Raw genomic sequence first — 19701 nt, forward strand, 5'->3', positions numbered from 1 at the left:
CGGGCCACCGCTCCACGGGACGAGAAGGCTCCCGGGGCCTTCGGACCAGGACGTCGGCGGGTCGCCGTAAAATTGGGGGACTGTGGCTGATTCCTTGAACTCTTCCGATGTCCCCCGGCCCGTTCCCGTCGTGGCGGAGCCCTCGCATGTCCCCGGGGTGTCGGTGCGGCACACCCGGGCCAAGGGGGAGCCGCGGTTTCCGGACGGGCCGAAGGCGGATCCCGCGGGGTCGCACTTCGAGCGGCGGATCCGCAGTTTCCAGCCGCGGCGGAGCAGGGTCACGGCCGGCCAGGCCGACGCGCTGCAGCGGCTGTGGCCCCAGTGGGGGCTGGACATCGACGGGCAGCGGATCATCGACCTGGGGGAACTGTTCGGCGGCGTGAAGAGCGTCGTGCTGGAGATCGGGTTCGGGATGGGCGAGGCGACCGCCCAGATGGCCGCCGCCGACCCGGACACCGGCATCCTCGCGGTGGACGTGCACACCCCGGGCCAGGGCAACCTGCTCAACCTCGCCGACCGCAACGGACTGGGCAACGTCCGCGTCGGCAACGGCGACGCGATCATCCTGCTCCGAGAGATGCTCACCCCCGACGCGCTCGACGGCCTCCGCGTCTACTTCCCGGACCCCTGGCCGAAGAAGCGGCACCACAAGCGACGGCTGATCCAGCCCGAGTTCCTGTCGCTGGCCGCCACCCGGCTGAAGCCCGGCGCGATCGTGCACTGCGCGACGGACTGGGAGCCGTACGCCGAGCAGATGCTCGAGGTCCTGGACGCGCACCCGGACTTCGAGAACACCCAGCCGGACGGCGGTTTCGCGCCGCGCCCCGAGTTCCGGCCGCTGACCCGTTTCGAGGGCCAGGGACTGGACAAGGGACATGTGGTGCGTGATCTGCTGTTCCGCCGCGTACCCCACCGGTCACCGCGGGACGGGCAGCCGGAAGCGCAGTGACAACAGCCCCTCGTTGTCGTCACCGTTAGGGTCGATGCCGTGCCGCCCACCAGTGCCCCGTACCCGATACCTCCCACCGGAGCCGGCGCCGGCGCCGGACCCGGCGACGCCGCCCTCCGGCACCCGCACTGGTGGCAGCGCGGCTGGGTGCGGTACGGCGCACTGATCACGCTGCTGGCGCTGTCCGGGCTGGTCATCCTGGCGCTCGTGCGGAGGCAGACCGGCACGGAGGGCTTCCTGGTCGGACTGGGGCTGGCCGTGCTGCCCGTGCCCTGGCTGACGGCCGCGTTCCGCTGGCTGGACCGGGTCGAACCGTGCCCCTGGCGCAACCTGGTCTTCGCCTTCGCGTGGGGCGCGTGCGCGGCCGCGCTGATCGCGATCGTCGCCAACAGCTTCGCCACGCACTGGATAGCCACCTCCACGGCGGACCCGGCCGGCGCCGACACCCTCGGCGCGACGGTGATAGCGCCGATCGTCGAGGAGTCCGTGAAGGCGGCGGCCGTCCTGCTGCTCTTCCTGTTCCGCAGACGGGACTTCACGGGGATCGTCGACGGCGTGGTGACAGCCGGGATCACCGCCACCGGCTTCGCGTTCACCGAGAACATCCTCTACCTGGGCACGGCCTTCGGCACCGACCAGCTCACCGGCGGCCGCGGTATCGCCTCCGTCACCGCCGCCACCTTCTTCGTGCGCATCGTGATGTCACCGTTCGCCCACCCCCTGTTCACCGTCCTGACCGGCATCGGCTTCGGCGCCGGCGCGCTCGCGGGGGACGGACAGCGCGCCCGGCGCGTGCTGCTGCCGCTCGGCGGCCTGCTGCTCGCGATGGGCATGCACGCCTTCTGGAACGGCTCCTCGACCTTCGGCGCTTACGGCTTCTTCGCCGTCTACGGCCTGTTCATGGTGCCCGCGTTCGGCCTGCTGACCTGGCTCGCGATCTGGACCCGGCAGCGGGAGCTGCGCACCGTGCGCGAGGAGCTGCCGGCGTATGTGTTCGCGGGGTGGCTTGGCCCGGCCGAGCCGTACGTCCTCGGGTCGATGCGGGCGCGGCGGATGGCCCGCGAGTACGCCCGGCACCACTTCGGCGGCCGGCCCGCCGGACGGACGGTCGCGCGGTACGAGGCCTGCGCCACTTCGCTGGCGTTCCTGCGGCACCGGGCGCGGCTGGGCAGGGCGCCGGCCGACTTCGCCGTACGCGAGCGGGAGCTGTTGTCCGAGCTGTGGGCGCTGAGGGACGTGGCCTGGCCGGCGCTGGAGTACGCGACCCGCGCGTCCGCCCCGGCGCCGGCGCCCTACTGGCCCGGCTACGGCTACGGCCACGGCCACCTCCCTGGCCAGGGCTACGGCCAGGACTACTACGGCTGTCCGGCCGTGCCCTATCCCGCGCACAACCCGTACCGGACGTAGGCCCCAGCACACTTGGCCCCGCCGCACGGAACCCCGGCGGGGACCCTCAGGGGTTGAGGCCCTTGCTCCGCAGCCAGGTCATCGGGTCGATGGCGGTGGCCTGGCCGTTCGGGTGGACCTCCACGTGGACGTGCGGGCCGGTGACGTTGCCCGTGGCGCCGACGCGGCCGATGACCTGGCCGGTGCTGACCTTCTGGCCGACCGTGACGTTGATCGAGGACTGGTGGCAGAACCACAGCTCGGTGCCGTCGTCCAGGGTGAGGATCGTGCGGTAGCCGTAGGCACCGGCCCAGCCGGCCCCGGTGATCTTGCCGCTGTGGATGGCGTGGATGAGGGTGCCGGTGGGGGCGGCGAAGTCGAGGCCGGTGTGGTACCCGGAGGACCACATCGAGCCGGGCTGGCCGAAGGTCCCGGTGATCGTGTACGACGTCGTCGGCAGCGTGTACTGCTTGGCCAGCTTGGCCAGGCGCTCCGCCTCGGCCTTCTTGGCGGCGGCGGCCTCGGCGTCCTTCTTGGCGTCGGCGGCCTGGGTGGCGGCCGCCTTCTCCGCCTTGGCGGCCGCGTCGTCGGCCTGCTTCTCGGCCGCGGCGACGGCGGCCACGGTGGCCTTGGTGTCGACCTGGCTCTGCTGCCGGTCCGCCTGGGCCATGATCCGGTTGCGCAGCGCCTCGCCGGCGTCGGAGCCGCCCTGGTCGGTGGCGGAGGCGGTGCCGATGTGGGCCAGCGAGGCCGTGGTGGACGAGGGGCCGTCGGAGGAGTCGTCGAATAGGTGGCCGATGGACGGCAGGTCCGGCATCGAGATCGACACCGGCGGCTTGCCGGTGTTGGCGCTGGCCATGCCGCCCGCGCCGACGGCGGCGATGACACCGACGCCGAGGACGGTGGAGCTGCGGGCGAGTCCGCCGCCGCGCTGCTTGGAGACGCGGTGCCGGCCGCGTACCGGGCGGATGGAGTCCTCGGTGGGATTCCACTCCTCCCAGGGGCCCTCGTCGGTGCGCTGGTCGCCGTAGCCGTAGGGCTCGCCGTCACGCTGGCTCGGCACGAACGGGGCTGTCGGGGCAGGCCGGTTGGACGCCACGCGGGCGTACTCCTTTCCTTCCTCCGCCTACCGGGTTAGCTGACGGGTTCGGAGCAGGAAGGTCTCCTACGCGCGTATACGTGTCGTGGACTCACAGAGAAGTCCACAGCGGTATCCGCGTGATTCACCCCAAGGTGGTGGTTCCCCGGTTCCCTCGCGGGATTCGGCGCGTGCGCACGGAGCCGCCTCTTGTGACGGCTGGGACGACCGCGCTGCGTTATCGAACGTTAATAGACCGGGGTGGCTGTTTCCAAGCCGTTCTGCTTGATCATTACCCTTTCTAGGGCGGACGTACAGGCCAAGAGGCGCGCAAATCGGGCGGGTTGACCGAAATTCAGGAGTCACAGAGGTTTTGATGGTGACTCAGATGTTATGCGGAGGGCTCCGGTCCGGTCACCATGGGTGAGGTGCGGGGCCGGCGCACCAAGGGACGGCAGAAAACACTCAGGGCCGGAATCCAAAAGGATTCCGGCCCTGAGCCTTCAGTAGCGGGGACAGGATTTGAACCTGCGACCTCTGGGTTATGAGCCCAGCGAGCTACCGAGCTGCTCCACCCCGCGTCGTTGAGACCACTGTACGCCATCCGCGGGGTGCGATGCACATCCGTTCCCGCCGGGCCGGTCGAGGCGCCCCGACACCGGCGGAAGCCGGGGGTGCCTCAGCCCAGCAGGTGCGCGTTCGGCGCCTTGGCCGCGGCCTCGTACTGGGGCAGGACGACCACGTCCGCTCCCCCGCCGGTCAGCACCCCCGTGCCGTCGGCCCCGGCCACGAAGGTGTCCGGCTCGCGCCAGGCGGTGACCACCCTGCGCACGCCCGCCCCGAGGATCAGCTCGGCGCACGGCGCTGGGCGCGAGGAGCGGCGGGCGCAGGGCTCCAGGCTGCTGTACACGGTGGCGCCGGGCAGCCGCGGGTCGGCGGGGCCGAGCTTGGCGAGGGCGGCCTCCTCGGCGTGCACCACCGGGTCGCCACCCTCCCGCGAGTGGCCGCGCGCCAGCTCCGTGCCGTCGGCGGCGACCACGACCGCGCCGACGCTGAAGGCCGTCTCCGAGGGCGGGCAGAGCGCGGCCAGCTCGCAGGCGGTGCGCAGCCAGTGGCGGTCGGCCGGGGAAGCCAGCGGACCCGTGCCGGGGGCGGTGGGCTCGTACCGCGTGAGGACGACGTCCTCGATCCGGCGGGTCTCGGTGAGGCGGAGCCGGCCCGCCTGGTACGCGCCCGGACCGAACAGGCGCGGGGCCGCCGGGTCGCCGACCAGGACCGGGGCGAGGACCAGCTGGAGTTCGTCGGCGAGGTCCTGCTGGAGGAGCTGCGTGTGGACGGTGCCGCCGCCCTCGACCATCAGCCGCCGTACGCCCCTGACGTCGTGCAGGTGCTCCAGCAGCGCGCGCCAGTCGAGGGCCGGGCCGAGGGCGACGACGTCGGCGCTGCGGCCGAGGGCGCGGGCGGCCCGTTCGGCGCCCCGGTCGGTCGTGTAGACGATCTTCTCCCCGCCGGTGTGCCAGAAGTTCGCGGCCGGGTCGAGGTCGCCCGTGGCGGTGACGGTGACCTTGAGCGGATACTCCGGCTTCCCCCCGGCGAGGCGGGCCGTGCGGCGCTCGGCGGAGTTGACGAGGAGGCGCGGGTTGTCGGCGCGGATGGTGCCGGCGCCGATCAGAATGGCGTCCACGGAGGCACGCACCTCGTCGACCCGGTCGAAGTCGGCGGGGCTGGAGAGCAGCAGCCGGTCGGGGCCGGTGTCGTCCAGGCAGCCGTCGAGCGAGACGGCTGCGGACAGCAGGACGTACGGGTACGGCATCGGCGCGCTCTCCCTGGCCTTTGGACTGCGGGGTTTGGTTCAAGTTTGAAACAACTTACACTGGCGGCATGACGACCCGCTGGCTCACCCCCGAGGAGCAGCGCGCGTGGCGCGCCTACATCGCCGCCTCCCAGTTGCTGGAGGACGCGATCGACCGGCAGCTCCAGCAGGAGGCCGGCATGCCCCACCTGTTCTACTCCGTGCTGGCCAACCTGTCCGACGCGCCCGACCGGCGGCTGCGGATGACGGACCTCGCGGAGACCCTGAAGATCACCCGCAGCAGGCTGACGTACGCGGTGACCCGGCTGGAGCGCGACGGGCTCGTACGCCGGGAGGACTGCCGGTGGGACAAGCGCAGCAGCATCGCGGTGCTGACGGAGGCGGGCACGGCCGTCCTGGAGCGTACGGCGCCCGGGCACGTGGCCACGGTCCGCGCGACCCTCTTCGACCGGCTCACTCCGGAGCAGGTGGGGCAGCTGGAGGAGATCTGCACCGGGGTCGTACGGGGGCTGCAGGGCGAGGAGACGGGGAGCGCGGCGGAGGACGTGCCGTGGCGACGGCGGTCGGCACCCTGCTCGGGCACGGGCCCGGGGACGGGCTCAGGGACGAGCACGCCCGCCGGCTCCTCGCCGGACGAGCTTTCCTGACGCGCGCCGACCGGCACCACGGACGCCGCCGAAAAGCCCGTTGCTTTAAGTTTTAAGCATGGGGTAGGGTCCACGATCACGACCGCTTGCTTCAAATCTGAAGCACACGGCCCGGAGATCGCCACGGACCCGGAGGCCCGCATGCCCACCACCCCTGTCGCCACGCCGCGCGCCCGCGTCCGGGTCCCGCTGCGCTTCCACGACGGCTACGGCGTCGACGCCGAACTCGTCACCTTCCACGGCCTGACCGACGGCGCCGAGCACGTCGCCGTGGTCCTGGGCGACCCCGCGCCCGACACCGTCCCGCTGGTCCGTCTGCACTCCGAGTGCCTCACCGGGGACGTCTTCGGCTCGGCCCGCTGCGACTGCGGACCCCAGCTGCGGGAGGCGGTCGAACGCATCGCCGGCCGCGGCGGTGTTCTGCTGTACCTCCGTCAGGAGGGGCGCGGCATCGGCCTCTACAACAAGCTCGACGCCTACGCCCTCCAGGACCAGGGTCTCGACACCTACGAGGCCAACGCCGCCCTCGGTCTCCCGGAGGACGCCCGCGACTACACGGCGGCCGCGCAGATGCTGGCCGCGCTGGGCATCGGCGAGCTGGACCTGCTCTCCAACAACCCGGACAAGGCGGGACAGTTGCGGTCGCTGGGAGTGGTGGTCCGGGACCGGGTGCCGACCGGGGTGTTCACCACGGCGCACAACGTCCGGTACCTGCGGGCGAAGGTGCTCCAGACCCAGCACACGCTGCCGCTGGGCGAGTTGACGGAGCTGAACGCGGGCTGAGGCGCCCGTTCGCCACGCCGCCTCAGGCAGCGTACGGCCGTTCCGCCCGCGCGGACCGCAACGCCCGCCCCCACCACGTCAGCTGGCCGAGCATGCCCTTGGCGGCGCCCTCGGTCACGGCGGTGTCGTTGGGGGTGCCGTCCTCGGTGAGGTGCGACCACGGCCAGTGCAGACTGACCGCGTCCCGCATGCCGACCGCGTGCAACTCGGCGAAGACCAGGCGGAGTTGCTCGACCGCTCGGATTCCGCCGCCGAGTCCGCCGTACGACACGAAACCGACGGGCTTGGCCTGCCACTCGGCGTGGTGCCAGTCGACGAGGTTCTTCAGGGCGGCCGGGAAGCTGTGGTTGTACTCGGGCGTGATCACGACGAACGCGTCCGCCGCGGCGAGGCGCGGTGAGACCTCCTCGAGTGCGGCGGCGGCCTCGGGGCCCGGGGCGCCGCCGTGGCCGGGCATCGCCAGGGGCAGCGGCACGTCCGCCACGTCGATGACGTCGAACTCCACGTCCTCGCCGCCGACGGCGGTGCGGAGGAACCAGTCGGTGACGGCGGGGCCCACGCGGCCCTCGCGGACGCTGCCGACGATGACGGCGACGCGGAGCGGGGCGTCGCCGGACACGGACGTGTTGGTGGACGTGTTGGCAGGCACAGGAATCCCCCATGGGTCGGGCGTTCGGCCGCTCGGTGCGGCCGCCTCTCCTGAAACGTACAACGGTCGTTGTAATAAGTACAACGGTAATTGCACATCCATGGCCGGGTCCCGGTAGAGTGCGCGGCAGAGGAGGCCGATGTGGGCGACGTGGGTAACACGGGTGGCGAGACGAGCGAGACGAACGACGCCCGGCTGGAGCGGGCGCGGCGCGAGGTGTCACCGCGCAAGCTGGCCAAGCAGATCGCCATCGCGAGCGGTTCCTGCACCCTGTTCGGCCGTGAGGGCTACACCCGCGCCTCGGTCGACGCCCTCGCCGCCGAGGCCGGCGTCTCCACGCGCACCCTCTACAACCACTTCCCCGGCGGGAAGGCCCAGCTCTTCGGCGCCGTGGTGACCTGGTCGTCGAGCGAGGTGCGGGACGCCCAACTGGCCCTGCTGCGCGCGGTGCTGAACCCCGAGCACCCGCCCCGCCCGGAGGACCTGGAGCGCGACCTGGTCTCCCTGGCCCGCGCCTTCGTCGGGCTCATGACCGACTACCCGAACCACTTCGCCCTGGTCCGCCACATCCACTCCGAGGCGGACCACGTGCCGCCGGAGGTCCTCCAGGCCTGGCGCGAGGCGGGTCCCGAACCGGTGGCGCGGGCCCTCGCCGGCGCCATGGCGAACCTGGAGGACGCGGGCCTGCTCGACCTCCGGGGCGACGCCCCCCTGGCGGCGGCCCACTTCACGGCCCTCACGGGCCAGTTCATCGCCCTGCGCTCCCACTACGGCGTCCTCCCCCTCCCCGCGGAGGAGGTGGACGCCCTGATCAGGGGTGGGGTGTCGGCGTTCCTGCGGGCGTACGCGACGAGTTGACGGCGCCGGCCCCAGGCCGAGGTCCGAGGGTCAGACCGTCACGTCGGCCGGGGCGGTCCGGTCGGCGGGCTCGCGCAGGATGCCGCGGCGGCGGACCGGCATGCCGAGCGTCGGGTGTCCCACTCCCCAGGCCGCGCCCTTGCAGACCATCTCCTTGACGCGGGCGGCGAGCCGGCCGGTCAGGGCCGACGGGCGGGCTGTGTCGTCGGCGGTGACCCACTGGAGCAGGGCGTCCCGGCGGCCCAGCGAGACGCACTGGCCGTAGTAGCGCAGCGGCACGGTGGGGACCTTCGCGCCGGTCAGCCGGGCCGCGATGGCGTCGGCGGCCTGCCAGGCGGTGGGGACGCCCGAGGCGCAGGACATGCGCAGCGGCTTGTCGCCGGGACCCGTCGCCAGGACCGAGTCGCCCACGGCGTACACGTCCGGGTGCGAGACCGAGCGCATGGTGCCGTCGACCACGATCAGGCCCGTGTCGGTGACCTCCACGCCGGTGGCCCGGGCGATCGGGTGGACGGCGAAGCCGGTGGTCCAGACGGTGACGGCGGCCGGGAGGGACGTGCCGTCGGCGGTGGTGACGTGGTCGGCGGCCACCTCGGTGACGGCGGTGTCCTCGTGCACGGTGATGCCGAGCCGGCCGACGACCTCGCGCAGGTGCCGGCGGCCCTTGTCGGAGAGCCAGTCGCCGAGGGTGCCGCGCGCGACGAGGGTGACGTCCAGGTCCGGGCGGGCCTCGGCGATCTCCGTCGCGGCCTCCAGACCGGTGAGACCGGCGCCGGCGACCAGCACGGCCTGGCCGGCGTCCAGCCGGGCGAGGCGCTCACGCAGCCGCAGCGCGCCGGGCCGGCTCGCGACCTCGTACGCGTACTCGGCGGTGCCGGGGACCCCCTGGTCGTTCCAGCCGCTGCCGAGGGCGTACACGAGGGTGTCGTACGACAAGTCGCGCACGCCGTCACCGTCGCCCGACCGGGTTTCGACCGTCTTCCGGTCCACGTCGACGCCGGTGACGCGGGCGATCACCAGTTCCACGCCGGTGCCCGCGAACATCTCGGTGAACGGGCGGGGCGTGAGGTCCTGGCCGGTCGCGAGCTGGTGCATCCTGACGCGCTCGACGAAGTCCGGTTCGGCGTTGACGAGGGTGATGTGGACGTCGTCGGGGCGCAGCCGCTTGGCGAGGCGCCCGGCGGCGGTGGCTCCGGTGTATCCGGCTCCGAGAACGACGATGCGGTGCTTCATGTTCCGGCTCCTGTCTAAGCGGGTTCGCCCCTTGAACCGGGCAGCCCGCCGTTTCCTGACAGGGTTGGATTGTGAAGCACGTCACATGGGTGGTCAGAAGGCGTGGAAGAGGGGTTCCCCGTGGTCGGTGGCCGCCCAGCGCCGGGTGGCGCGGTCGAGTTTGTCGGGGTTGACCTGGCTGCGGAACGCGGCGATGCCGTCGGCCGTGATCTCCAGCGTGACGACGCCGATGACCCGGCCGTCGAGGGCCGCGACGACGACGGGGGCGCCGTTGGCGGTACTGACGTAGATCCCGGGCGAGCCGCCGGCCAGGTCACGCTTGGCCCGGCTCGGCTTGAACAGGCCGCGCATGAACGTCGCCACCGCGACCGCGCCCTCGAACGCCTTGGTGCGGGCCGGCACCTTCCCGCCGCCGTCGCCGACCGCGATCGCGTCCTGGGTGAGCAGCCGGACGAGCGGCTCGGTCCGGCCGCTGGTCGCCGCCGCGAGGAACTCGTCGATGATCCGGCGGGCGGCCACCTCGTCGATCTCGGTCCGGGGCCTGCCGTCGGCGACGTGCTTCTTGGCCCGGTGGAAGATCTGCTGGCTGGCGGACTCGGTGAGGTCGAGGATCTCGGCGATCTCCCGGTGCGGGTAGTCGAAGGCCTCCCGCAGCACGTAGACCGCGCGCTCGCTCGGGGTGAGCCGCTCCAGCAGCACCAGGACGGCGAACGACACCGATTCGCGCTGCTCCGCCGTGTCGCCGGGGCCGAGCATCGGATCCCCGTCGAGCAGCGGCTCGGGGAGCCACTGCCCCACGTAGGTCTCACGCCGCGCGCGGGCGGAGGTCAGCTGGTTGAGGCACAGGTTGGTGAGCACCTTCGTCAGCCAGGCCTCGGGCACGTCGACCCGCCCGACGTCGGCGCCCTGCCAGCGCAGAAACGTCTCCTGCACGGCGTCCTCGGCCTCGCTCGCGGAACCGAGGAGACGGTAGGCGATGGCCTCCAGCCGGGGCCGGGCCGCCTCGAACCTGTCCACGTCGCGCACGCTCAGGGCCATGCTGACGGATTTTAGTCCCCCGGGGCCGAGAGGAGACGCGACGGAGTTCAGGGGGCGGCGAGTTCGGGCTCACCGTGCGGACCGACGACATCGTCCGGCGTGGCACCGGGAAGGGGAGCGGCAACGACAGCCGCAGCCGCAACGGGACGTCCGTACACCAGCACCACGGCGCCCAGCCCGAGCGCCGCCCCGGCCAACTGGGCCGCGACGAACGGGACGAGCGAGGCGGGGGAGATCCCGGCGACGGTGTCGGTGAAGACCCGGCCGACGGTCAGCGCCGGGTTGGCGAAGGAGCTGGAGGAGGTGAACCAGTACCCGGCCCCGATGTAGGCGGCCACGGCGACGGGGGCCAGGGATGCCCGGCCGATCCGTTCGAGGCCGAAGACCAGCAGGATCAGCCCGCCCGTGGCGACGGCCTCACCGAGCCACAGATGGCCGGCCGACCGGTCGTGGGTGGAGAACCTGACCAGCGGCTTGCCGAACATGGCGTCGGCCACCACCACACCGCCGATCGCCCCGGCCACCTGCGCCGCAATGTACGCCGCCACCTCGCGCAGGGCCGGCCCGGTCCCGGCGCGGCGGCCGCTGAGCCAGGCGGCCAGCGTGACGACGGGGTTGAGGTGTGCTCCGGAAACCGGCCCGAACAGCACGATCAGCACGCCCAGGCCGAAGGCGCTGGCCAGCGAGTTGGCCAGCAGTTGCACGCCCGCGTCGCGCGACAGCTCGGCCGCCTGGATGCCGGAGCCGACCACCACTGCCAGCAGCAACGCCGTACCGACCGCCTCGGCGGCGGCACGGCGCCCGAGGGAGGCACTCACGCACGCACCCCCGCGGTCCGCGGCGTGGCCGGAGCCGTGGCGAGAGGCGAGGTCAGGAAGGCGGCGAGCCGGCCCAGGGCACCGGGCAGCGCCCAGTAGTACACCCAGGTGCCACGGCGCTCGCAGTCGATCAGGCCGGCCTGTCTCAACAGTTTGAGGTGGTGGGAGATCGTCGGCTGGGACAGGTCGAAGGCCGGGGTCATCTCGCACACGCAGACCTCGCCGCCCTCCCGCGAGGCGATCATCGACAGCAGCCGCAGCCGCACCGGATCGCCCAGCGCCTTGAAGGCCCTGCCCAGCTCCACGGCACGCTCCTCCCCCAACGGCGCCTCGGCCAGGCCCTGGCAGCAACCCGTGCCACCCTCCCGGCCGCCCGCTTCATGTTCTTGCTTCGACATGCCTCTATGTTGACGTTCTTCGATCCAGCGCGCAAGCTTGCATCGACGAACATCAATGCAACACCGATGCAGCTCGTTCGAGGGCACCGCTGTGCCCAGCCCACCAGGAGTGAAGCCATGCGCGATCAGTCCACCGACCTGCGGGAGGCCGTCCGCAAGCGGTACGCCGCCGCGGCCGTCAAGGTCACCGAAGGCGGCGCCGCCTGCTGCGGTCCGCAGCCCGTCGAGGCCGACGAGAACTTCGGTTCCACCCTCTACGCCGCCGACGAACGCGACGCCCTGCCCGCCGAAGCGGTCGCCGCCTCCCTCGGCTGCGGCAACCCCACCGCCATCGCCGAACTCCGCGAGGGCGAACGCGTCCTCGACCTCGGCTCCGGCGGCGGCATCGACGTCCTGCTCTCCGCCCGCCGCGTCGGCCCCACGGGCAAGGCGTACGGACTGGACATCACCGAGGAGATGCTCGCCCTCGCCCTGACCAACGCGGCCCGGGCCGGCGCGCGGAACGTCGAGTTCCTCAAGGGCACCATCGAGGACGTCCCGCTGCCCGCGAACACCATCGACGTCGTCATCTCCAACTGCGTGATCAACCTGTCCGTCGACAAGCCCGCCGTCTTCGCCGAGACCTTCCGGGTGCTCCGGCCCGGCGGCCGCATCGGCGTCTCGGACGTCGTCGCCGACGACGCACTCTCCCCCACCCAACGCGCCGAACGCGGCGACCACGTCGGCTGCATCGCCGGCGCGCTGTCCTTCTCCGAGTACCGCGCGGGCCTGGAGGCCGCCGGGTTCGCGGACGTCGAGATCACCCCGACGCACTCGGTCGCGGACGGCATGCACTCGGCCATCGTCCGCGCCACGAAGCCCGCCGGGGCGTCCGGGGCGAGCAGATCGGAGGCGGCCACCGAGGCGGAGAGCCCTGCCGACGCCTGCTGCGGCGTCAACGCCTGCTGCACCCCGTCCGAAACCGCGGCCGACCCCAACCTGACCGTCACGGAAGCCAAGACCGCGTCGGGCTGCGCCTGCGCCGGCTGAAGTCCAACCCCGAACCCGCCACGAGCCCCGGCCCGGAGAATTCCGGACCGGGGCTCGGCGGTAGTCCCTTTGATGCCGACCACCACTGTGCGCCCGGACACGCTCGCAGTCACAAAGGTCTGCGATCCCGCCCGGCACCGCAGACCGCACCCGCACGCACGTTCCACTGATTTCTACGTCCTGGCCACACCGGTGACCATCGCACCTTCGGGCACCCTGCCCTCCAGGGCCTAGGAGTCGGGCCGCAAAAGCTCATCCCTGCTTCGCGCACGCCTTCTGCTTCGTCAGCCCCGACACGATCCCGGACACTTCACCGATCACGGCGTTCTTGTCCTTGATCCGCTCAGACATCGCGACCTCGGCCGCAGGGCTACGCCCGTACGACAGAACCGTCTTCATTGTCAGAAGCGCCGACTTCGGTCACCCCGAGGTCGTCCGCCAGGTGGCTGCCGAACCGTCCGCCCAGACGGCAGCCGATCCGCAGGCCGCGGCCGCATCTGCTCACGCAGTGGCTCGAAAACGAAGCAGCGCCCGAGCCGACCGAAGCCGACCCGGACGCTGCGTAGCAGGTCAGAGGGGGTGAACCCTCCCCTGCGGCCGTAGGCCCTGTGGGACTCGAACCCACAACCAATGGATTAAAAGTCCACTGCTCTGCCAATTGAGCTAAGGGCCCAGGCGATGTTGCCTCCCCGAGCATAGCGGGACGCGGCCGAGACTCCGATCGGGTATCGGGGTCCCGGCCGCGTCGCGGGGTCGGGGCGGGCGGCCGATGGTGGGGCGGGGTCAGATGCCGGACCGTTCGTGGGTCAGGTGCCCGCCCGTTCGCGGGGGCGGGTGTGGGACGGGTCGAGGAACCAGTGGCGGGCCGAGGCCAGCCACCAGGTCGCCGCGAAGCCCAGGACGACCAGGACGGCGACCGGGGCGTAGTTGAAGGTCTCCCAGGTGACCGGGGAGACCTGGGGGAGCATGAAGAGAACGGTGATCACGGCGACCCAGGTCACCGAGACGACCCCGATCACGCCCGACCACCGGCCCAGGTGCCACGGGCCCCGTTCGAAGGCCGCGCCCTTGCGGACCCGAAGGAGGGTCGGGATGACGTACGCGATGTAGAGGCCGATCACCGCGATGGACGTCACCGCCGCGTACGCCGTCGTGTTGATCAGATAGGGCAGGCCGAGCGCCAGGGCGCCGAGCGCGGCCAGCCAGACGGCGGCGACCGGCGTACGGGTACGGGGGCTGACCGTGTGCCAGACGTGTGAGAAGGGCAGCGCGCCGTCGCGGGAGAAGGCGTAGATCATGCGGCTGTTGGCCGTCACCGAGGCCATGCCGCAGAAGAGCTGGGCGCCGATCACCACGAGGAGGAGGAGCTTGCCCGTGGTGGCGCCGAGCGCGTCCAGGAGGATCTGGGCGGGCGGTGCGCCGGTCGGGGACGCCAGCTCCTTGTCGTACGACTGGATGGCGAAGGTGAAGCCGAGCAGGAGGACGAAGCCGGCGATCCAGGAGGTCCAGATGGAGCGGACGATGCCCTTCGGGCCGGCCGTCGACGCGTCGTGGGTCTCCTCGGTCATGTGGGCGGAGGCGTCATAGCCGGTGAACGTGTACTGCGCCATGAGGAGGCCGAGCAGGACGACGTAGAAGCCGCTGCCCCAGCCCGTCTGGTTCACGAACTTCGTGAACACGAAGGACGTCGACTGATGATGGTCGGGGACGAAGGCTAGCGCGCCGACGATGACGGCGACCCCGAGGACGTGCCACCACACGCTCACACTGTTGAGCAGCGCGACGATCCGCACGCCGAAGGTGTTGAGGAGGCCGTGCAGGACGAGGATCGCGGCGAACAGCAGGACCGTACGGCCCGGGGTCACCCGGAAGTCGAACTGCAGGTTCAGGTAGGCGCCGAGGAAGGACGCGGCACCGAAGTCGATGCCCGCCGTCACCGCCACCTGGCCCAGCACGTTGAACCAGCCCGTGAACCACGCCCAGGCCGCCGCCGAACGGGGCGGCGCGAGCCGGTGGGCCCAGAAGTACAGGCCCGCCGACGTCGGGTACGCGGAGCAGATCTCCGCCATCGACAGGCCCACGAACAGGGTCATCAGGCCGACCGCCACCCAGCCCCAGGTGATCACCGCGGGACCGCCCGTGACCATCCCGAACAGGTACAGGGTCAGGCAGCCGGACAGCACCGAGATGATCGTGAAGGAGACGGCGTAGTTGGAGAACGCAGACATGCGGCGCGCGAGCACCTGGGTGTAGCCGAGCTGGGCCAGCCGTTCCTCGTCCGACAGTCCACTCGCTCCGGTGTCATCTGTCATGCCCCCAGCGATTCCCTCGCCGGGGTCATGACATGCGTCACAGGAACAGGACCTTGAAACGGGCCCCTCGGAACAAACCCTTGAAACGGCCCCTCAGAACAGGCCCTTGTACGGCCCCCAGCCCGACGCGATCCTCGTCCGGCTGCCGAACGACCCCTTGCCGTCACCGGCGTTGCGGTACACGTAGCCCTTGGTGTCCCGCTCCACCAGGTCGTTGCGGCCGTCCCCGGTGATGTCACCGACGCCCACGATGGCGTTGTACGACGAGCCCCACTGCCTGAACACCGTGACCCGGTTCTTCAGCAGCCCGTTGCCCAGCCCGTCGTAGCGGTACAGCGTGCCGTCCTTGTACCGCGCGAGCACGTCCCCGATGCCGTCCCCGTTCAGGTCCCCGGCACCGACGATCTGCGTGAACGCCTTCCAGTTCGTCCGGATCCGCTTCCCCGTCGCCAGCTTCCCGTCACTCCTGGCCGCGAACAGGTACATGTCCCCGGTCGACGCCTTCCGCGCCAGCAGATCGGTACGCCCGTCCCCGGTCAGATCCCCGGGAGCGACGAGCACGTTGTAGGCGTTCCAGCCGGTACCGAGGGACGTGTGACTGTTCGACGGCTTGTACGGCTCGCCGCATCTGCCCGCGTACCGGCGCAGCTCACCGTTCGGCATCCGCACCAGCATCTCGGCGCACCGGTCCGAGCCCATGTCGCCGAACGGCACGGCCACCGTCCCGGCCGGCCAGCCGGATCCGCTCTGCTTGGCGTCGTAGGTGCCCTTACCCGGGCTGTAGTGCAGGGTCAGGTAACCCGACTTGTTCAACGTGACCAGTTCGCCGTAGCCGTAGTAGCCCTGGTCGTGGAAGCCCGGGAAACCGCCTGAGTACTCCAGTCGTCCGCCGGTGGTGTAACTGCCGCCGCCGTCCTCGGCCGTGGCCGTCAGTGTCCACGTCACCGGGCCATTGCGGAGGTAGGCGCCCGCATCCGACTTCAGGTCCCAGTCCACGTCGACGGACGCACCGTCGCCCCTGATCGTGCGCTGGGCCTGCCCCTGGGCGTCCTTCACGGTGAAGGTCCACTTCGCCGGCTTGTTCAGTTGCCACATGCCGGCCCAGTCGTTGACGCCGTTGTTGCCCTTCACATCGGCGTCCGTGGCGTTGGACACGTCCGACTCGATCTTCGCCAGAGACTGCGCCGACACGCCGCTCTGGACGATACGGATCGACTTGTCCGAACCGACGTACGCGATGTCGCCGCCGAACTTGTCCACAGTCCAGCTCAGCCGGCGCTGGTCGGCCGTCTGACCGGCGGGCAGGTCGGCGATCGCACGCGGCGCGGCGGCCGTCCCGGTGTGGAAGTCGGTGAGCATCAGCTTTCCGGCCGCCCGGTCGTGCTGGACCAGGTACCCGTCACCGACCAGCGCGGGGCCTGAGGGCACGGTGATTTTCTTCTTCGCCGTACGGTCGTACACCCCCGCTGCACCCGTCGGCCCGCAGTTCCAGTAGATCCAGCGGCCGATGACCTGGAGTTCCTTGACCTTGCAGGGCGCACCGGTGGAGACGGTCGCGACCGTCTTCCCCGCCTCCAGGTCGTACGAGGTGACAACCCCGTTTCCGGTGCCCGGGGTCCACAGCCCGGCCCCCCACACGGACGCGGCCGTGATGGACCGGGTCAGCCGCTCATTGGCGGTGCGGAGGTGGTTCACCGCGTCGACGTACATCTTGCCGGTCGAGGACGCCTGGTAGACGTAGTAGCGCCCGGTGGCGTCGACGAAGCGACCGCCGGTGACGGTCGGCTCGTCGGTGCCGCCGACCGTGTTCTCACTCAGATGGATCTCGGCTGTCTGCCTGCCGGCGGAGTCGTCCATGAAGTAACCGACGTACGTGTTGCCGAAGGAACGCATCGGGACGCAACCCCGCGGCCCGGCCTCGCAAGGCACCCGCTGCAGGTGGTAGCCGCCCGCGTACTCGTCGGCGTAGCCCCGGGAGGTCTTCTTCAGCACCGTGGAACCGTCGGCGGAGATCTGTCGGCCGATCACCCACTGAAATCCGCTGGGGGTGTTCTCCACGCTGGTCAGAAAACCGCCCGCGTAGTCGAGGCCCCACACGCCGTCCGTCGCGATCGGCGTGGCGGTGGGCTCCGCGGCGACGGGGGCCGCGGCGGTCAGAGAGCCCGCGCCGAGGGCGGCGAGACTGATGAGCACGGAAGCGATCCGGGCATGCCGGGTCAAAGGGTCCCTCCCCAGGAAGATCCGAAAAGGCGCGGCGGCCTACCTCGGATTCCCCCCGCAGCAGCAGCACGCCCGTAAGTCAAAGGATGTTAACAACCGTCACGCAGCGGCCGACAGGTCGAAGGGCGGGCATGACAACAGGGCCCGTACGACGGTGTCGTACGGGCCCTGTTGGGGTCGGTGGGTCCGGGCAGGCGGACCTCAGCCGGGGTCAGCCGTTGCGCTTCCAGCGGGGCTTGTCGTCGCGGCGGCCGAAGGAGCCGGTGCCTCGGTGGTCGTCGCGGCGGCCGTAGGGGCGGTCGTGGCCGCCGGAGCGGAAGCCCGGGCGGTCGTCGCGGCGGTCGCGGTTGAACGGGCGGTCGCTGCCCCGGTGGCCGCCACGGTCGTCGCGACGGAAGCCGGGACGGTCGTCACGGCGCTCGAAGCCACGGCCTCCGCGGTCACCCTCGAAGCCACGGCCACCACGGTTGTCGCGGTCGCGGTCGAAGGGGCGGCGGTCGTCGCGGCGGTTGTCGTCGCGGCGCTCGAAGCCGCGGCCACCACGGTCACCCCGGTTGTCCCGGTCGTCGCGGCGGAAGCCCGGACGGTCGTCACGGCGCTCGAAACCACGGCCACCACGGTTGTCGCGGTCACGGTCGAACGGGCGGCGCTCGTCGCGGCGGTTGTCGTCGCGGCGCTCGAAGCCGCGGCCACCACGGTCGCCGCCACGGTTGTCGCGGTCGCGGTCGAAGCCACGGTCCCGGCGCTCGAAGTTACGGCCACCACGGTCGCCGCGGTCGTCGCGGCGCTCGAAGCCGCGCCGCTCCCGGCGCTCGTACGACGGTCCGTCCGCCGGACGCTCCTCGCGCGCCGCCGGCTGCTCCGGGACCGACGCCTCGGCCACGGCCTCCTCGGCCGCCGCCTGGGCCTCGGCCACCGCGGCCTCCGGGTCCTCACCGCGCTCGCGGGCGACCCGCGCCACCAGCCGGTCGGCGTCCTCGCGCAGCTCGGCAGCGCGGCGCTGGGCGCGCTCCAGCTGCTTGGTGAGCTGGGCGACCTCGCGCTCGGCCTGCTGGGCTGCGTTGCCCGCCGACTCGGCCTGGACCTCCGTCATGGAGCGGGCGCCGGTGATCTCGGCGACCTCCGGGTCGAAGGCGGCCCCGCCCTGGATGATGTGGCGGCCCGCGTCGACGCCGGCGTCCTCCATCAGGCGGAAGATCTGGCGCCGCTGGTGCGGCAGGGAGAGGGAGACGACCGTGCCGGTGCGGCCGGCGCGGGCCGTGCGGCCGGCGCGGTGCAGGTAGTCCTTGTGGTCGCCGGCCGGGTCCACGTTGAGGACCAGGTCGATGCCGTCGACGTGGATGCCGCGCGCGGCGACGTCGGTGGCGACGAGGACGTTGACGTAGCCGTCCTTGAAGTCGGCCAGGGTGCGGGTGCGGGCGCCCTGGGTCATGCCGCCGTGCAGCGCGTCCGCCTTCACGCCGGACTCGCGCAGCTGCTCGGCGACCCGGTCGGCGCCCAGCTGGGTGCGGACGAAGATGATCGTGCGGCCCTTGCGGGAGGCGATCGCGGCCGTGACCGGCGCCTTGTCCTTGGGCTTCACGATGAGGATGTGGTGCGACATCGTCGTGACGGCGCCCTGGGCCGCGTCCACCTCGTGCAGGACGGGCTCGGTCAGGTAGCGGTCGACGAGGGTCTTGATCTCGTTCTCCATCGTGGCGGAGAACAGCATGCGCTGACCGCCCGCGGGAACCTGGTCGAGCAGCTCGGTGACCTCGGGCAGGAAGCCCAGGTCGGACATCTGGTCGGCCTCGTCCAGGACGGCGATCTGCACGTCCTCCAGGGAGCAGGCGCCGCGGTTGATGATGTCGCGCAGCCGGCCCGGGGTGGCGACGAGGATGTCGACGCCGCGCTCCAGGGCGTAGATCTGGTTGCCCATCGACGTACCGCCGCAGACGACCTTCATCTTCAGGCCGAGGACGTCGCCGTACGGCTGGAGGGCGTCGGCCACCTGCATGGCCAGCTCGCGGGTCGGCGTGAGGATCACGGCGCGCGGCTTGTGCTTGGCGGTGCGGCCGCCGGCCAGGGTCGCGAGCGTCGGCAGACCGAAGGAGAGGGTCTTGCCGGAGCCGGTGCGGCCACGGCCGAGGATGTCCTTGCCGGCCAGGGCGTCCGGGATGGTCGCGGCCTGGATCGGGAAGGGGGTGGTCACGCCGTTCTGCGCGAGCTTGCGCACGATGCCCTCGGGGAGGCCAAGGTCGGCGAAGGTGATCTGGGGGGTCTGGGGGGACTGAGCGGTCTGGGTGTCAGCGGCCTCGTCGGCCTCGGTGACCTCGGTAGCCACGTCCGACGCCTCCGACACGGCAGCGAGGTCGTTCACGATCTCGTCGGCGTTGTCGTTGTCGTTCTCGGGCATGACGATCTGGTCTGAACTGGACACGGACATGCGAATGCGAAACCTTCCGGAGTCTCGTCGGCACGCGCCCGTCAACTCCGTGATTCGCACACGAC

The 19701-nt window shown here is 71.6% G+C and carries 16 protein-coding genes, 2 tRNA genes and 1 riboswitch; of the genes, 6 read left to right on the forward strand and 12 right to left on the reverse strand.

Annotated features, from left to right (window positions below; all coding sequences use genetic code 11):
• Positions 1-82: 82 nt before the first annotated feature.
• Together trmB and ABZ854_RS16975 are read left to right on the forward strand one after the other, a co-directional pair.
• A complete protein-coding gene (trmB, locus tag ABZ854_RS16970; RefSeq protein WP_361210832.1) occupies positions 83-949 on the forward strand; it encodes a tRNA (guanosine(46)-N7)-methyltransferase TrmB in 867 nt (288 codons plus the stop codon).
• 66 nt (positions 950-1015) lie between these two features.
• On the forward strand, positions 1016-2356 hold the full coding sequence (locus ABZ854_RS16975; protein WP_361211159.1) for a PrsW family intramembrane metalloprotease: 1341 nt from the start codon (positions 1016-1018) through the stop codon (positions 2354-2356).
• A 46-nt stretch (positions 2357-2402) separates the two neighbouring features.
• Here the strand turns inward: ABZ854_RS16975 and ABZ854_RS16980 are convergent, their stop codons facing one another.
• The 3 genes from ABZ854_RS16980 to ABZ854_RS16990 all read right to left on the reverse strand — a co-directional run bounded on the left by ABZ854_RS16980 (position 2403) and on the right by ABZ854_RS16990 (position 5226).
• A complete protein-coding gene (locus ABZ854_RS16980; RefSeq protein WP_361210834.1) occupies positions 2403-3434 on the reverse strand; it encodes a M23 family metallopeptidase in 1032 nt (343 codons plus the stop codon).
• 7 nt (positions 3435-3441) lie between these two features.
• A riboswitch (cyclic di-AMP (ydaO/yuaA leader) is annotated at positions 3442-3613 on the reverse strand.
• Between the two features lie 307 nt (positions 3614-3920).
• Positions 3921-3994, reverse strand: a tRNA-Met gene (locus ABZ854_RS16985).
• A gap of 98 nt (positions 3995-4092) precedes the next feature.
• Positions 4093-5226, reverse strand: coding sequence for a dihydrofolate reductase family protein (locus ABZ854_RS16990; RefSeq protein WP_361210837.1), 1134 nt, complete (start codon positions 5224-5226; stop codon positions 4093-4095).
• Positions 5227-5294: 68 nt separating this feature from the next.
• Between ABZ854_RS16990 and ABZ854_RS16995 the strand changes: the two genes are divergently transcribed.
• Positions 5295-5873, forward strand: a complete 579-nt coding sequence (locus ABZ854_RS16995; RefSeq protein WP_361210840.1) for a MarR family transcriptional regulator — start codon at positions 5295-5297, stop codon at positions 5871-5873.
• A 141-nt stretch (positions 5874-6014) separates the two neighbouring features.
• Entirely contained in the window at positions 6015-6656 is a 642-nt protein-coding gene (gene ribA, locus ABZ854_RS17000; RefSeq protein ID WP_361210843.1) for a GTP cyclohydrolase II, read from the forward strand.
• A 22-nt stretch (positions 6657-6678) separates the two neighbouring features.
• On the opposite strand, the gene ABZ854_RS17005 is transcribed toward ribA, so the two are convergent.
• Entirely contained in the window at positions 6679-7305 is a 627-nt protein-coding gene (locus ABZ854_RS17005; RefSeq protein WP_361210846.1) for an NAD(P)H-dependent oxidoreductase, read from the reverse strand.
• A 141-nt stretch (positions 7306-7446) separates the two neighbouring features.
• Between ABZ854_RS17005 and ABZ854_RS17010 the strand changes: the two genes are divergently transcribed.
• Complete coding sequence (locus ABZ854_RS17010) at positions 7447-8163, forward strand: TetR/AcrR family transcriptional regulator (RefSeq protein WP_361210849.1); 717 nt, start codon at positions 7447-7449, stop codon at positions 8161-8163.
• 30 nt (positions 8164-8193) lie between these two features.
• Here ABZ854_RS17010 and ABZ854_RS17015 read toward each other — a convergent pair whose 3' ends face one another.
• The 4 genes from ABZ854_RS17015 to ABZ854_RS17030 all read right to left on the reverse strand — a co-directional run bounded on the left by ABZ854_RS17015 (position 8194) and on the right by ABZ854_RS17030 (position 11650).
• Positions 8194-9396: an FAD-dependent oxidoreductase gene (locus ABZ854_RS17015; protein WP_361210852.1), complete on the reverse strand. Its 1203-nt coding sequence runs from the start codon at positions 9394-9396 to the stop codon at positions 8194-8196.
• 93 nt (positions 9397-9489) lie between these two features.
• The gene (sigJ, locus tag ABZ854_RS17020) at positions 9490-10434 is read right to left on the reverse strand and encodes an RNA polymerase sigma factor SigJ (RefSeq protein ID WP_361210855.1); all 945 of its coding nucleotides are present in this window, start codon (positions 10432-10434) and stop codon (positions 9490-9492) included.
• Positions 10435-10481: 47 nt separating this feature from the next.
• Positions 10482-11252, reverse strand: a complete 771-nt coding sequence (locus tag ABZ854_RS17025; protein ID WP_361210858.1) for an aquaporin — start codon at positions 11250-11252, stop codon at positions 10482-10484.
• On the reverse strand, positions 11249-11650 hold the full coding sequence (locus tag ABZ854_RS17030) for a metalloregulator ArsR/SmtB family transcription factor (RefSeq protein ID WP_361210861.1): 402 nt from the start codon (positions 11648-11650) through the stop codon (positions 11249-11251). The genes ABZ854_RS17025 and ABZ854_RS17030 overlap by 4 nt, the downstream gene beginning before the upstream one ends.
• A 117-nt stretch (positions 11651-11767) precedes the next feature.
• Here ABZ854_RS17030 and arsM point away from each other — a divergent pair, with 117 nt between their 5' ends.
• Positions 11768-12679 carry an arsenite methyltransferase gene (gene arsM / locus ABZ854_RS17035; RefSeq protein ID WP_361210863.1) on the forward strand — a complete coding sequence of 304 codons (912 nt, stop codon included), beginning with the start codon at positions 11768-11770 and terminating at the stop codon, positions 12677-12679.
• Between the two features lie 600 nt (positions 12680-13279).
• Here the strand turns inward: arsM and ABZ854_RS17040 are convergent.
• The 4 genes from ABZ854_RS17040 to ABZ854_RS17055 all read right to left on the reverse strand — a co-directional run bounded on the left by ABZ854_RS17040 (position 13280) and on the right by ABZ854_RS17055 (position 19636).
• Positions 13280-13352 (reverse strand) — tRNA-Lys (locus ABZ854_RS17040).
• Between the two features lie 133 nt (positions 13353-13485).
• The gene (locus ABZ854_RS17045; protein ID WP_361210866.1) at positions 13486-14991 is read right to left on the reverse strand and encodes an amino acid permease; all 1506 of its coding nucleotides are present in this window, start codon (positions 14989-14991) and stop codon (positions 13486-13488) included.
• Between the two features lie 93 nt (positions 14992-15084).
• Positions 15085-17184, reverse strand: a complete 2100-nt coding sequence (locus ABZ854_RS17050; protein ID WP_361210869.1) for a VCBS repeat-containing protein — start codon at positions 17182-17184, stop codon at positions 15085-15087.
• Positions 17185-17422: 238 nt separating this feature from the next.
• A complete protein-coding gene (locus ABZ854_RS17055) occupies positions 17423-19636 on the reverse strand; it encodes a DEAD/DEAH box helicase (protein WP_361210872.1) in 2214 nt (737 codons plus the stop codon).
• Between the last annotated feature and the right edge of the window lie 65 nt (positions 19637-19701).

Source organism: Streptomyces sp. NPDC047028, assembly GCF_040644095.1.
Lineage (GTDB): Bacteria > Actinomycetota > Actinomycetes > Streptomycetales > Streptomycetaceae > Streptomyces.

Bases quoted from the DNA above. Each gene is read 5' to 3' on its own strand.
- ABZ854_RS17030 (WP_361210861.1), bottom strand. From the start codon at position 11,650: ATGTCGAAGCAAGAACATGAAGCGGGCGGCCGGGAGGGTGGCACGGGT.
- ABZ854_RS17055 (WP_361210872.1), bottom strand. From the start codon at position 19,636: ATGTCCGTGTCCAGTTCAGACCAGATCGTCATGCCCGAGAACGACAAC.
- ribA (WP_361210843.1), top strand. From the start codon at position 6,015: ATGCCCACCACCCCTGTCGCCACGCCGCGCGCCCGCGTCCGGGTCCCG.
- ABZ854_RS16990 (WP_361210837.1), bottom strand. From the start codon at position 5,226: ATGCCGTACCCGTACGTCCTGCTGTCCGCAGCCGTCTCGCTCGACGGC.
- ABZ854_RS17045 (WP_361210866.1), bottom strand. From the start codon at position 14,991: ATGACAGATGACACCGGAGCGAGTGGACTGTCGGACGAGGAACGGCTG.
- ABZ854_RS17015 (WP_361210852.1), bottom strand. From the start codon at position 9,396: ATGAAGCACCGCATCGTCGTTCTCGGAGCCGGATACACCGGAGCCACC.
- ABZ854_RS16995 (WP_361210840.1), top strand. From the start codon at position 5,295: ATGACGACCCGCTGGCTCACCCCCGAGGAGCAGCGCGCGTGGCGCGCC.
- arsM (WP_361210863.1), top strand. From the start codon at position 11,768: ATGCGCGATCAGTCCACCGACCTGCGGGAGGCCGTCCGCAAGCGGTAC.
- sigJ (WP_361210855.1), bottom strand. From the start codon at position 10,434: ATGGCCCTGAGCGTGCGCGACGTGGACAGGTTCGAGGCGGCCCGGCCC.